This is a genomic window from Paenisporosarcina sp. P4_D4 (assembly GCF_056401835.1).
Window position 1 is genome coordinate 1 of sequence record NZ_JBFUIO010000040.1, and the last position, 13291, is coordinate 13291.

Annotated in this window: 16 protein-coding genes and 1 other annotated feature; of the genes, 2 read left to right on the forward strand and 14 right to left on the reverse strand. The window is 39.5% G+C overall.

Annotated features, from left to right (window positions below; translation table 11 throughout):
- Positions 1 to 396 precede the first annotated feature (396 nt).
- Both AC1DSL_RS10465 and AC1DSL_RS10470 read right to left on the reverse strand, forming a co-directional pair.
- A complete protein-coding gene (locus AC1DSL_RS10465; RefSeq protein ID WP_477532116.1) occupies positions 397 to 1209 on the reverse strand; it encodes a class I SAM-dependent methyltransferase in 813 nt (270 codons plus the stop codon).
- Positions 1210 to 1233: 24 nt separating this feature from the next.
- Entirely contained in the window at positions 1234 to 1737 is a 504-nt protein-coding gene (locus AC1DSL_RS10470; RefSeq protein WP_477532117.1) for an N-acetyltransferase family protein, read from the reverse strand.
- A gap of 47 nt (positions 1738 to 1784) precedes the next feature.
- Positions 1785 to 2000: a binding site (T-box leader), on the reverse strand.
- 106 nt (positions 2001 to 2106) lie between these two features.
- Here AC1DSL_RS10470 and AC1DSL_RS10475 point away from each other — a divergent pair.
- Positions 2107 to 2262, forward strand: coding sequence for a hypothetical protein (locus tag AC1DSL_RS10475; protein ID WP_477532118.1), 156 nt, complete (start codon positions 2107 to 2109; stop codon positions 2260 to 2262).
- 36 nt (positions 2263 to 2298) lie between these two features.
- On the opposite strand, the gene AC1DSL_RS10480 is transcribed toward AC1DSL_RS10475, so the two are convergent.
- Together AC1DSL_RS10480 and AC1DSL_RS10485 are read right to left on the reverse strand one after the other, a co-directional pair.
- A complete protein-coding gene (locus AC1DSL_RS10480) occupies positions 2299 to 2619 on the reverse strand; it encodes a hypothetical protein (protein WP_477532119.1) in 321 nt (106 codons plus the stop codon).
- Positions 2620 to 2786: 167 nt separating this feature from the next.
- A complete protein-coding gene (locus AC1DSL_RS10485; RefSeq protein WP_477532120.1) occupies positions 2787 to 3629 on the reverse strand; it encodes a hypothetical protein in 843 nt (280 codons plus the stop codon).
- 684 nt (positions 3630 to 4313) lie between these two features.
- Here AC1DSL_RS10485 and AC1DSL_RS10490 point away from each other — a divergent pair.
- On the forward strand, positions 4314 to 4673 hold the full coding sequence (locus AC1DSL_RS10490) for a VOC family protein (RefSeq protein ID WP_477532121.1): 360 nt from the start codon (positions 4314 to 4316) through the stop codon (positions 4671 to 4673).
- A gap of 84 nt (positions 4674 to 4757) precedes the next feature.
- Here the strand turns inward: AC1DSL_RS10490 and AC1DSL_RS10495 are convergent, their stop codons facing one another.
- The 10 genes from AC1DSL_RS10495 to hpaE all read right to left on the reverse strand — a co-directional run bounded on the left by AC1DSL_RS10495 (position 4758) and on the right by hpaE (position 13247).
- Positions 4758 to 5192 carry a DUF6526 family protein gene (locus tag AC1DSL_RS10495; protein WP_477532122.1) on the reverse strand — a complete coding sequence of 145 codons (435 nt, stop codon included), beginning with the start codon at positions 5190 to 5192 and terminating at the stop codon, positions 4758 to 4760.
- 27 nt (positions 5193 to 5219) lie between these two features.
- Positions 5220 to 6317, reverse strand: a complete 1098-nt coding sequence (locus AC1DSL_RS10500; protein ID WP_477532123.1) for an ABC transporter permease — start codon at positions 6315 to 6317, stop codon at positions 5220 to 5222.
- On the reverse strand, positions 6314 to 7246 hold the full coding sequence (locus AC1DSL_RS10505; RefSeq protein WP_477532124.1) for an ABC transporter ATP-binding protein: 933 nt from the start codon (positions 7244 to 7246) through the stop codon (positions 6314 to 6316). The genes AC1DSL_RS10500 and AC1DSL_RS10505 overlap by 4 nt, the downstream gene beginning before the upstream one ends.
- Before the next feature lie 383 nt (positions 7247 to 7629).
- Positions 7630 to 7869, reverse strand: a complete 240-nt coding sequence (locus tag AC1DSL_RS10510) for an ABC-2 transporter permease (protein WP_477532125.1) — start codon at positions 7867 to 7869, stop codon at positions 7630 to 7632.
- A 170-nt stretch (positions 7870 to 8039) separates the two neighbouring features.
- Positions 8040 to 8465: a DUF350 domain-containing protein gene (locus tag AC1DSL_RS10515; protein WP_477532126.1), complete on the reverse strand. Its 426-nt coding sequence runs from the start codon at positions 8463 to 8465 to the stop codon at positions 8040 to 8042.
- Positions 8462 to 9745: a glutathionylspermidine synthase family protein gene (locus AC1DSL_RS10520; protein WP_477532127.1), complete on the reverse strand. Its 1284-nt coding sequence runs from the start codon at positions 9743 to 9745 to the stop codon at positions 8462 to 8464. Before AC1DSL_RS10520 ends, AC1DSL_RS10515 begins: the two co-directional genes overlap by 4 nt.
- Positions 9742 to 10098: a hypothetical protein gene (locus AC1DSL_RS10525; protein WP_342541603.1), complete on the reverse strand. Its 357-nt coding sequence runs from the start codon at positions 10096 to 10098 to the stop codon at positions 9742 to 9744. Before AC1DSL_RS10525 ends, AC1DSL_RS10520 begins: the two co-directional genes overlap by 4 nt.
- A complete protein-coding gene (locus AC1DSL_RS10530) occupies positions 10095 to 10571 on the reverse strand; it encodes a hypothetical protein (RefSeq protein WP_342541604.1) in 477 nt (158 codons plus the stop codon). The genes AC1DSL_RS10525 and AC1DSL_RS10530 overlap by 4 nt, the downstream gene beginning before the upstream one ends.
- A gap of 162 nt (positions 10572 to 10733) precedes the next feature.
- Positions 10734 to 11717 (reverse strand): 3,4-dihydroxyphenylacetate 2,3-dioxygenase, encoded by a 984-nt coding sequence (gene hpaD / locus AC1DSL_RS10535; protein WP_477532128.1) that lies wholly within the window; start codon positions 11715 to 11717, stop codon positions 10734 to 10736.
- Positions 11718 to 11738: 21 nt separating this feature from the next.
- Positions 11739 to 13247, reverse strand: a complete 1509-nt coding sequence (hpaE, locus tag AC1DSL_RS10540) for a 5-carboxymethyl-2-hydroxymuconate semialdehyde dehydrogenase (RefSeq protein WP_477532129.1) — start codon at positions 13245 to 13247, stop codon at positions 11739 to 11741.
- Between the last annotated feature and the right edge of the window lie 44 nt (positions 13248 to 13291).

Here is a 13291-nt window from a genome sequence, read left to right on the forward strand (position 1 = left end):
TTGATACACAGCTAAGAAATTGGTATACTGATTGTAAGATATGAGTAAAATAAAAAAGATCGCTGGTGCGCTAACACCAACGATCGACGTAATAGCAGGTTCCCTACAAGGGGATTGGCTACAAAATGGTAGGAATAACCCATCTGAGCGGCTAACTCAAGGATGGGTTATTTTTTATGGTTAAAAGACAGAATTGACACAATCAATGCTGCGAACGATAATGCAAACATTAATGCTTCGAATACTGACATGGCACCACCCCCTTTCGAACGGGAATGAGCCAACCACCCTTGAGTACCTATTCTATTACCTTGCCATTATAACATACGTATGTTCGTAGTTAGAGGAGCCAATGGAACCTTTTTTAATACGTGATTTCCCCAAATTTATTACTTACTATTTCTTCTTCCCTATATAAAGCAAATGCGAAGAAACGCCTAACATATGTGGATTACTCGCTGTTTCTTTCAGAAGCTCCAGCAACTGATTGAACTCTTCATCACCACGATTTCTCCAATAATCCCATTGTTCGCTCGTCAAAAGCGTTCCAATATTGGTCGATCCAATCAAATCCAATGTCTCAAACCCTTGGGTCTCCATAAATGGTTTAATATCCTCTACATTAAAGTAATATGCTCCCGTAAACCGGCCATCATCGCTATGATTAAACTCACCGGTCTTCATGAATTCCACTATCGCATCCATCTTATCGTTTGGACTCCAGTTCCAAGGATTCATTAAAGAGCTCAGAACATGCTTGCTTCTTGGCATAAAGGCAACAAACACAATACCTTCCTGTTTTGTCACGCGGTACAGTTCCTGAATCGCTTTTTGTCGGTCATCTTCTTTTTGCAAATGGTACATCGGTCCAAGCGCAAGTGCAGCATCAAACTTCTCATCAGCCAAAACGGACAGATCTCTGGCGTCGGCCACGTGAAAACCATTAAAGTGTGCATCTAGATCCATTTCTTTTGCTTTATCTTGAGCAACTTCAACCAATCTAGGGACTAAATCCGTCAATGTCACTTCATATCCTTGGTGTGCCAGCCTCATTGCATATTTTCCAGGTCCCGCTCCGTTATCCAGCACACTGCCTGTTGCCGGCATATATTTCTGAATGAAATGCCAATTAATCTGAAACTCTAATGGCTCTCGGTCAAGTCTTCCCCATTCATCAAACTTGGAATAGTACTCAATAATTTTACTCATTTTCAAATCCCCTTTTTTGATCTCTTATATGTTTCTCCAACAATACCCTATTAAATTTAACTGTTTGCCGCCAATTGTAATGTCTTTTTGGTTTTCAATGACTTTAGCACCCATTGTTTCGTAGAAATATTTTGAAGGATTATCTTCCAATACCCATACGAGCGCGGATGTCATATTATTTTCCTTAAGCTTCAAAAAGACTTGTTGCAGCAATTGCCTTCCCATTCCTAAGCCTTGAAATTCTTCCAAGATATAAAGCGTCGTAATATCAGCCATATAACCTGGATATTTTCCTGACTTTTCTTTTCCACCATCAGTAAAACCAACGATTTTCCCTTCCTGTTCAGCTACGAACACATAATTAGTTTCGTTTGAAATATTTTGAATCCACAGCTGGGTACGATTTTCATAGGAGAGTTTATTCAAAAACTCTTCCGGGACGATGTCTTTATAAGTAGTTCTCCAGCAATCCACATGCACACGTGCGATACCTTCTGCATCCGTAACGTTAGCTTCTCTGATTTTCATCTTCATCTTTCCTTCCCTTTATTTAGACGCAAAAAAACCCATCGCTCAAAAGAGACGACAGGTTTACCCTTCGTGGTACCACTCTTATTGGTTTGCAAACTGAACAAACCTTCTTAAGACTTTATTACGGAAGTGAACCGTTCAGACCTACATGTCAGCCTGACCTCTCATAAGCGAGTTGGGGAGTTTATTGACTGTCTTTCACCGACCGACAGCTCTCTGAGCAATAAATATTCCTTAATAATCTTAATCTCTGAGTTTACTTTATGGGAAAATTTTCTTAATGATACAATTGTTGAAATATTTAGTCAAGAGGTTTTCGCCAGCAACTAAAATTCACTCTCCTGATTCTGGGATATAATGCACAAAATGTCTACTGACATTGATGGCAAAGTTTGTGAAAATTATCCTTCAAGAACAATTGGGATCAATTTTAAAGACGGTGATGAATTTGGTTTTTTTATTGGTCCGACGGATGTCCATGACGACGGCAATATCCCAGATAAAGATTTTTATATTTCATAAAAAGTAGATATTTGTCTGCTATTTAAACAAATTTTCTTAATAAAATGGGAAATATTTTATAATTGTTATAAAAGAACTACCTACTGCAAATAGTGAAAGACCCCAAGTAATGGGTGACATTATAAATAAAAATGGTTTTATAGCTTCCGTATTTTGAGTGTTCTTATATTCTAAAGTAGCATCATATTCGCTAATTCTTGGAGTAATAACAAAATGATAGAACCAAGCACCTCCAAATATAAACAGTCCGCCTAAAAAGATTGTATCAATGAAAGTCCAGCCAAGGAGAATCGAAAATAACCAAAGTAAAAATGATTCCATCACTATTGTAATTAATACGATATAACCCTTTTTCATAAGTCGCACCCCTATAATAATATTTTCGCTCAAGACACACTTTATTCTTCCCCTAATATGTTCCCGATAACTGTAAATTTTTCTCCTTTCAACAACAAACCTTATTTAGTAAGCAAATCATTATAAATGTAGATACGTTCTAAATGAGCGACAAGTTTCATTAATGGTTAGCACCTTTCTGCAACATGTTCTGCCTCATCGTGCAGCCCCATTGATGTCAGCAATTCCTGTATCAATTCCCATACCGCTTGATCATAGCCAGAAGTCACGATATACCAATAATTCGCATCACGGACGAATGCCAGCTTTTCCAATTCATTGGCTTGAATCAAAAATAGTCGCATTCGTTCTATTTCTTTTTCATCACACTTTCGATCTTCAGAAAAAGTAAAGCTCGTTTTCGAAGTCGTTGCCGAATTTCGATCTGCCACGCCGAGTCCATCTAAAGTAGTCATATGGATAGACTCGGCTCTTTCTTTTTTCACTTCATGTAAATAACTGACCACGTCTAGTTTATTAGTGCCAAAAACCTCACGGCAACGCATAAGGATATACTCTCGGTCTTTATGCCATTTACTGGAATATGACTCGAATTCCTCGATCAGTTCAATTAGTTGTTTTTCATCCTCAAACATCCATATGGTTTCTAGCATCTCTGCATATGGAACGGAAAAGGCCAAGTCTAAAAACTCCCGAATATTGCGTGCCATGTATCGAAGAGGCGGATCATTAGTTGGTGTTACACAAACAATTGGTGCTTCGTTTAAATGAGATATGGAATGAAAATCAGTCAAAAAACCGAAATGAATACCCCCACCACCAGTGCTAGCAAACGCAATCAAATCAGGTGGCGTAATTGGATACGGTGCTAATTGGTCGATTGGATGAAAACCAATTTGACCAAGTGAAAGTCCTTTTTTAGAGAATTCTTCTTCTAGTTGGAACAATTGATGGATTTCACATGGTATTTCATATGAACCATAAGCTTCTTTCAATTCAACATTCCCCATTGAACTCTTCCCCCTATCTTCGTCCTTTTACATTTGTTCGATGAATAAACTGGTTAATCCTGCATTTCATGGAAAACAAAAAAAGGAAATAATGGGTTATCTCTTTCCTGTTACATAAAATGTTCTTATTATGCAATTTGCTTTAGTAGGCCTGCAACCAGTGATGTGACAATAGCACCTGCAAGGAATGCAAGCTCATAGAGCAAGACATTACCAAATGATATCGAAACAATTCTCACGCTACCTACTTCAGAGGAAGTAGTATCATATGTGAAAAAATTAAGTGTTTCGGAATAGATGATTTAAAGCACAAAAGGCAAGTAATTTCCTAATTGGAATTACATGCCTTTGTTTTTGGCTCAGTTAAACTATACTGTTGATTACCGTTCCAACGCTCTTTCATGTTTTGAAGCTAGCGCAGCGATGCAACGCCCTTTCATGTTTCGAAGCTAGCGTAGCGATGCAGAAACAGAAACAGGAGGACGGGGTTTCCATGCGCCGAGGAGTCCTGACGCTCGCCCTAGGAAAGCGTTGCAGTTTTGCGGAATATCAACAGCAACATTTATCATAGCCATGTTTTAATTAGTCAGTCTATATGGATAAAACGCATAGTGGTATACTTACAATAGTGTTGAACTATTTTCAAAATATTAAAACACTATTAAAACTAGAGGAGTGACATGAATGGCTATTGAAGTTTATTTGAATTTTAAAGGGAATTGTCGGGAAGCTGTAGAGTATTATGAGTATCCATTACCTGAAGAAGCTAAAAACCTTATTATGCACACACGTTTAAACATGTGTGGCAGCGTCGTCATGTTTTCTGATACATTCCCTGGTATGCCCTTCGTTGAAGGAAATAACATTAGCCTAGCAATAGTCAGTGAGGATCTGGACGAAATCAAATCACTGTTTGATCAACTGAAAACGGGCGGTACTGTAGGCATGGATTTACAGGAAACGTTCTGGAGTAAATGTTACGGCAGTGTGAAAGATAAGTTTGGAATCGAATGGCAGTTTAACTATGGCAATGGTGGAATGTAAATACCTCCTATCTAATAATTAAATACAAAAATCCAAATAGAAACCCCGTTGTTGAATAATGTTCAACGGGGTTTCAACTCATTTCTAAATTCTGTTATGGTCTGCTTTCCAAGAAACAATTGCTTTCTTTATATCATCTGGGGACAGGTTTTCATTGACTGCACGTTCACAAAGAGTTGGAAACTCTTGTTCACCGGCAAAACGTAAAGCAATAATTTGACCGTTACTTAGATTTGAATCTAATAATTTACCTGTTAACACAAAATGGCGCAGGTTTTCTTCTGCTCGAATTGTTCGATCTTGGTTTTTTAATGGGCTTATTCTTACCAGAATTGCGACAATTATAATACACACAACCATAAGTAACAATAGAATAGATTGCAAGATGTTTTCCCCTGCATTAAATGAGCGGACCACATTGATTATCGACACGACCAAAGTCGCAACTAATAATAACGACAGTACATAATGATAAAGCGGGTCTACCTTTACATGTGTTTTGTAATTTTGATTTTCCATCAGTATCTCCTTCATAATCATTAATTCTTATTCCCATTTAAATGTATAACTAGCCATGATGAAAGCTCCAACTAACCAACAGCCTAATATTAGAGCATCCGCACCAAGTTCTATAAACGAAGTCCCTACATTCATCGTCTCCCGTAATGCATGGCTTAAATGAGAGATTGGTAAAACGTTAACAATCGGCTGAAGAAATTCTGGCATTTCGCGAATTGGGAAAAATACGCCTCCTAAAAACAACATGGGAAAGGATAAAAATCCTGCAATCGGTCCGGCACTTTCAGGTGTTTTAGCCACCCCTGCAATGATGAAGCCTATCGCCATAAAAGCAAGTGTCCCTAAAATAACGAATGTTATTAAACTAAGCCAAGACCCGTTTACTTGGGTTCCGTAAATAAGGTGAGCCACTCCTAATACGATAAGTGCTTGCATACCGTTCAACAGTAATCTGGCTGTAATTTGAGCAGCGATAAAAGTAGATGCTTTTAACGTGGTACCTTGCATTCTTCGCAAAATCCCGCGCTCTCTCCATGCGGCAATCTGACCTGCTACGCCATTCATGTTGTTGCTCATAATCATCATGGCCAGAATTCCTGGCACCAAGAAATCAATATACTTTAAGTCTAAGGCTTCAATACCACTTGCATGAGTCACAATGACTGGCGAGTACTTTGCTTTTTCCTTACTAATCCCATCCACGACACTATTGACAATAGTTAAACCTATTTGCGAAACCGCGACGTCGGTTTCGTTGTAATATAACGGTAGCTCAAAAGGCGTTGTGTTTGAAGCTGCCTTCATTTTTTTCTCATACCCTTGAGGTATCACAACAACGAGTTGAAGATTTCCTTTTTTTACTTGTTCAAGTGCTTTATCTTTATTGTCGATAATTTCAAGGTTAACTGTTTCAATCTTACCCATCGTATTTGAGAATTCTTTTGAAAGTGGTGTTTTGTCCTGATCCACTACACCGATCGAGACTGAAACTCCATTGCCGTCTCCTAAAAAAGAACCAAGCATAACCATTAGAAAAATAGGGAATGCAAGCGTCCAGAAAAGAACTTGGCGATTGCGAAAAAATATTCGTAATTGTGATAACGTTAATTGCAAATAAGCTTTCATTCTTCTCTCAGACTCCTTCCTGTCATATGGATAAAGACATCTTCCAACGTTGAAGTTCTGGTCTGAAGATTGATCAATTGGATCTGTTTTTCAGATGTAAATTTAATCAAGTTAATCAAGGTCTTTTGCAGATTATCGGTATAAAGTACATAGGTATCCTTATGCTTCCCAACTTGCTTCACCCCATCGAGCGTTTCAAGCTCTTCTGTCAGGAAATTCCCTTCATACTGAAATTCTACTGCACTATCAGACTCTAAACCTTTTATGAGTCCTGAAGGAGTATCTAAAGCAATCAGATTCCCTTGATCCATAATGGCAATACGATCACAAAGAACTTGCGCTTCATCCATGTAATGGGTGGTTAAAACAGTGGTCTTTCCTTTTTCTTTTAATTTCAATACGATATCCCAGAGCGTCCTTCTTGCCTGAGGATCAAGTCCAGTTGTCGGTTCATCCAAAAATAGAATCCAAGGATCATGTACAAGGGCAAGCGCAATTGCTAGTCGTTGTTTTTGCCCCCCCGATAGAGTCTTGATACGACTCTTTGTTTTCTCTGTTAATACCATATCCTCTATCAACTCAGGAATCGAGAAGTTTTTTTGATAAAAACTTGCATACAACCTCAAAATTTCTTCAACGGTAAGTAATTCAAACAATGTGGTTGATTGTAGCTGGATCCCGATTACTTCTTTCACTTTTAACAAGTCTTTTGCAATATCAAATCCTCCGATAATCGCTGTTCCCCCATCAGTTTTTCGAAGCCCAACCATCATTTCTAAAGTGGTCGATTTCCCTGCACCATTGGGTCCGAGAAGTCCGAAAATTTCCCCTTTTTTAACGGAAAAATCAATAGCATTAACAGCTGTAAAACTTCCATATTTCTTCACTAATTTTTTTACTTCGATCATCGTTTCCGTCTGATTTTGCATTGTTCACACCCCCATCGAGTTCGTATCCAATTTTGAATTTTGCTCATAAAATGCAAGATTTCCTCACAACAGAACATTCGTTCGTTATCGCGTTTTCAAGTGGATTCTTTCATGATAACTGATTGATGATTCATCATAGATTCCTCACTTTCTGAAACATTGACGACTTAGTTCACACTGATAAAAGCACAGCAATCGCTGTGCTTTTATCAATTTATATGCATTTAATGACTCAGTAATTCAATCAATTATTAAACCGATACTGCAACTTGCGCATGCCCCTTTTTATAGAAGAAGAGGAATGCTCCCATCGTTAAGATAGCAAAACCAATCAAGAAGAAGGACAGTACGAAGACATTAGCCAATAAGAAACTAGTATCCCCTTATGAAATGATGGAATTAAAGCCTGCATTAGAATACGTCAATGGCAAGAATCGGCTAAGTGCTTGTAAATTCACTGGTAACATAGGAATCGGTAAGTCAGAACCCGTTGTAGATAATTGCAATACCAGTAAGGCCAGGGCTACAAATCGCCCAACGTTACCTCCAACTGTTACTAAAAAGAACGCAATGGCCATGAAAGTCAAACTTGTGAAAATGGAAAATAATATAAAGGAAGGCATTCTTGCTACTTGAAGATGCAAGAATATTAATTGGTATATTCTGAATAAAGAGACGAAAATCCTGCATTATTTAGTTTCCAGCAAAAAAAATTATTTTTCACATTTCTCTAGCGCAATAGTGATGAACATAAAAAACCCTTTGAACTATTTTAAAGTTCAAAGGGGTATTGTCAGTATGTTAAACTTGCTGCAACAAGCAATCCTACAACGATAGAAATCGAAAACAAACTGAATCCAATAGCTAAATTGCCATTTTCCACTTCTTTCGCCAAGTCTGTTTTTGGCGTGAGTCCATATTCCACAATCCAGTAAGCGATTACTTGAGTCGCAATACCCACCAGACCCCAGATAAAGGCATCAAGCAAATTTACGCTCCCAGCCCAGACGGTATAGATGACAATGCCCAGACCGATTGCTTTCCCCCACAATTTTAAAGCCACTGCAATATTGCCTTCTTTAATCAATTTTAATTCAGAAAACTTTGTGGTAAAAGCAAACACGGTAAGCCCCAAAAGCATGAGCAAGACGCCAACTCCAAAGTGCGCTAAAAAGTTTCCAACAGTTTCTCCTGTAATATATTCCATCATAATTATCATCCCTTCAATCTATCTTCTATGCCAATCGGTAAAAAATATGATAAGTTATTCGTTATTGCCCCACCTGCACGTATTCCAATTGCGCCCGCTTGATCATTCAGCAAAAAGCAGCCATACATCAAATGGACCTGTTTTCTGCCAGAAGTCGTCTGGACTTCTGTTTCTGGCAATGGATAAAAAGCTTGATAGACTGGTAAATTATCGACGTAAGTTTTCTGGGGCTCTTCGTCAATGGTTTCGCCAGCTCCGTTGAATATCTCTACCGTATCGCCTTCACGTCCAAAAGAGGGCTTTCGGACATAGGGCATATTCATTTTTAAGAATTCATCAGGTTCCAAATAAGTTGGTAAAAAATATTGCTCAATCACTTGATGTTCTTCAGCGGTGAAATACTGGTCATCCTCATGTAAGCCCCATATAAGTGCCTGGACTGCCTTTGATTGCAATAAAAAAGCAGAAGGAGGATTGATGACCATCACTTTTTTCTCAATAATGAGTTTGATCAGTTCCTGCCCAATGTTCTCGTCGGTCGTTGGGTCTTTGTCATTCACTAAATGTTCGACCGGGTACGTTTGTCGGTATAAAATATCGATCCGTTCCCCACTTGGAGTAAAAAGGCCAGAATCCGTGATAACCCCATTCTCCTCCACAGGTTCCGTCAGTACTTGAAGCTGGTCCAGACTGACGTATTCTGATGGCAAATCAAGGTGTTCCTGTAAGAAACGTGTCGTCCATAGATCTTCTATATTGTCACCATGGGAAGTGAAGACGATCTTAGGCGTACCAGGACGGTCTAGATGCTTCCAGGAAGCGGCAACAGCTTTCCTCATTTCTTTACGTAACAAGTCCACGCATGTTTGATTCGGATTTTCAACTCCATAGTAATTACATACATACTCGTTCGCCTGGAAAGCTTCCTTGATAAACGTCGGGGTATCGGAATTGAATTCCATCAGTTTGATTCCAGAATGTGAAACTACAAAATCAAGACGGCCAATAATGGTTTCTTGGGGAATTGTTTTCAAGCGACAATATGCTAGAGCTTCACTCGGAAAACCAAGTTGTATGAGCGTATTATCATCTAGTTCCCTTAATAGAGGAACCGCTTTTCTGAATATTGCCCCAACTCGTTCCGCCGCAGTTCTGATTTCCTGTAATTCAGCATGTGAGTGTTTCCGAATATCCAATAAAGCATATTCTACTTCGTATAAGTCCGGGAAAAAGTAAGGAACTTGTTCATATATTTTTTGTCTATTCAAATGAAATAGTGGGTCACTCACCCGCCAAATCCTCCTTTGGAGCCACTGCCGATTCCTGATTTATAGCCACTTGTACTGCTTTGTGTGTTTTTATAGTTATTGAAGTTAGTCGAATAATGTGGTGATTTTCTTAACGCAGATTTGTTACTGAACATGTTGCCGAAAAGATAATATGCACCAAAATGTGAGGATCTGCTATCGTCACAATAGTAGGTTGCTTCGTTTTCATCCCATTCCCAGTCATCGCAATCGTACTCAGTAGGTTCTGGTGGCAATGAGGAATTAGATTCGTATTCATCTTGGCCACAACCGGTCATCCCTAAGGCCATAACCGACGTCGCTACGCCTGCCATCAATTTTTTTGTCTTATTCATTTATTGAGTCCCTCCATTTTATATCCGGTCTCCATTAGGTAAAGAACATAGACACGACGATCTTCATCGATTTCCGCGGAATCTTTTTCCCACTCTTGACCATTTATATAGTGGTAAACGGAACCGATTCGGGAAAGAATGTCGATGTGGTGTTCGAACTCCAGCGTTTGCAGGAGTGGATAGTTTTCTCTTTCATTAAATCTACGCATTTCCAATTTCAACGTATTGTTAAGATTGAATTCTTCTTTGTCCTTTTCGCCTTCTTTGTGCTTTTCTACATAAATTACATGCCATTCGCCTTCTATAGCAGATGATGTCTGCTTATAGACTGTACCTTCTTTCACATAAAAATCGCATTCTCTGCGCGCAAGAACTTGATGTAAATCTATCACTTCATAGTGAAATAAAGGTTTATATGAACTTGTACGGTCATATAAACGGTATTCAAGTGACGTATTCACTTTTTCATCCATCCTTTCACAAACCTATGAATACATATACGAATCTCATCTTCATTGGTTTCATTAAAACAAAAGTCGTCAGCTTCCATTGTATAACAGGAAAAAAGAAAAAAGCGAAATCCTTGAAAAAAAGGAGTTCGCTTACTTTATAAGCAATCAATCAATTACATACACTCAAGCCATAATTTCTGGTTTTCTTTGTTCTAAAACCGGTTCTTTGTAAGAGATTTCCTCACCAGTTTCAATATCAATAAACGAACTCGTTTCATTGAACCAGCGGTCTGGTGCTTCGTGTCCCCAAAATGTCTGACGAAGTGGATCATTCAAATCCCAGCGTTTCGGTTTCAAGTCTGGGTCGGTAGTTAAGTAATCACCAGTGTAGAGTTCAATACGATGGCCATCCGGATCTCTCAAGTATAGGAAGAAGGCATTTGATAAGCCATGACGTCCTGGACCGCGTTCAATGGATTGTGCATAGCCCATACTGGCAAGAACGTCACAACAATCAAGAATGCTGATTCGGTCTGTCAGAGAGTATGCAAAATGATGAAGTTTTGGTCCTGGACCACTCATGAATGCATGGTCATGAACGGTTGGCTTGCGGTAAAGCCACGCAGCCCACAAGTCGCCATTTTCAGTTTCCGTATATTCTGAACAGGAGAAGCCTAAGTGGTCAACGTAGAAATCATAAGCTCTTTGAACGTCAGGCACTGCGCAATTAACGTGGTCAATCCGCTGAATTTTCGCTCCGCGGTATAAGTCATAGCGTTGGAGCATGCGATCGGTTGTCTTCATTTCCGCAAAAAACTCCAATGGAATTCCAGAGTTATCATGCACACGAAGTGTTCTTCCGATCGCATGCTGCGTTCCGGAAGGTAGCCATTTTGTTTTCAATCCTTTGGATGTAAAGAGCTTTTCGATTTCGTCAAGATCTTGTTCTTTCGCCACCTTGTAACTGAGTACTTCCACCATTGCTTTTTCTGCTTGTTTTAATAAAAGACTATGATGAGCATGTTCTTCGAGACCTCTTAAGTAAATATGCTGGTCATCACTTTCTGTTTCAATCATGCCTAAACCATTGACGTAAAACTCACGGGAAGCCTGTAAATTGGTTACATGAAGAACTGTCCTCGCGATTCGAATGATAGAAAAATCCATTGTGGTCACCCCCCTCTGCCGTTATTTTCCGAATTGTTGAATATGGTGATCGTTTATTGAAACATGAATAATTTTCTGCTCGGTATAAAATTCGAAACCGTAATGTCCGCCTTCACGACCGATTCCCGAATACTTCGAGCCTCCAAAAGGAGTTCTTAAATCACGCACATTTTGAGCGTTCACCCATAACATACCAGCTTCCACTTTATGCGCTACTCGGTGACCACGTTTGATGTCATTTGTCCATACATATCCTGCCAGCCCGTAATTGATATCGTTAGCCAGTTTAATAGCTTCTTCTTCATCCTTAAATGTCATAACCGTCAGTACCGGTCCGAAAATTTCTTCCTGGGCGATGCGCATATGATTCTCTGCATTTAACAGTAGAGTCGGTGCAACAAAATTCCCTTTCGCCATTTCTTCAGGAATATCTGCCGTAATGACTTCCGCGCCTTCTTCTTTGGCAATATCCAAGTAGCTTTTCACTTTTTGATAATGACCTTTATCGATTAAGGGCCCCACTTCTGTGTCGGCTTCTAGTGGATCACCCATCTTGATTTTTGCTACACGTTTTTTCAGTGCTTCAATAAATTCATCTTTTATGGATTCCTGCACAAACAAGCGGGAGTTCGCGGTACATCTTTCCCCGTTAAAGGAATAAATTCCCCAGACGCATGCATCCATTGCCCGCTCAAAGTCAGCGTCGTCAAAGACGATAATCGGTGACTTCCCACCTAGTTCCATCGAACAGCTTTTCAAAGTATCAGCACTATTTTTAATAATAGTCGAGCCGGTTTTTGTCTCCCCTGTAAATGAAATCAGTTGAACTTCGGGATGCTTAACGAGCGCATCCCCAGCTGTCTCTCCATAGCCATGAACCACGTTGAAGACACCTTTTGGCAGGTCTGCTTTATGAATGATTTCAGCTAACAAGTTCGCCGACAGTGGCGACAGTTCTGCTGGCTTCAAAACAACCGTGTTGCCGGTTGCCAGTGCAGGAGCAACTTTCCATGTTTCCAGCATAAATGGTGCATTCCACGGAGTGATTAACCCTGCTACACCAACTGGCGTGTTGATTGTATAATTGATAAATTCGTCGTCCACTTGATAGGCATCGCCGACGAGGCGGCTTTCCACCATGCGTGCATAAAACCTGAAGTTTTCCGAAGCACGGCCAACCATTTTTTTGGTTTGGCTGATTGGAAGTCCCGTATCGAGCGCTTCCAAGTAAGCAATTCTCTCTACTTCTTCATCAATCAAGTCCGCTATCCGATAAATGTATTCCATTCTTTTTGTAAGTTTCATCGTCTTCCAAGGACCATGGTCAAAGGCATCACGTGCAGCAGCTACTGCTTTATAAATGTCTTCTGCTTGTCCTTCAGCAACTTCGTTGATTTGTTCATTTGTAAAAGGATTCATATTGATTATCATATTGCCACTAGTAGCAGAAGTGAATTCCCCATTGATATAGAGTAGGATATTGTCTTGCGTTTCATGTTTAAACGCCACTTTTTCTCGTGAAGATACCATACTTATCACCTATATTCTTAAGTTTGTAGTGATCATCAACTAAG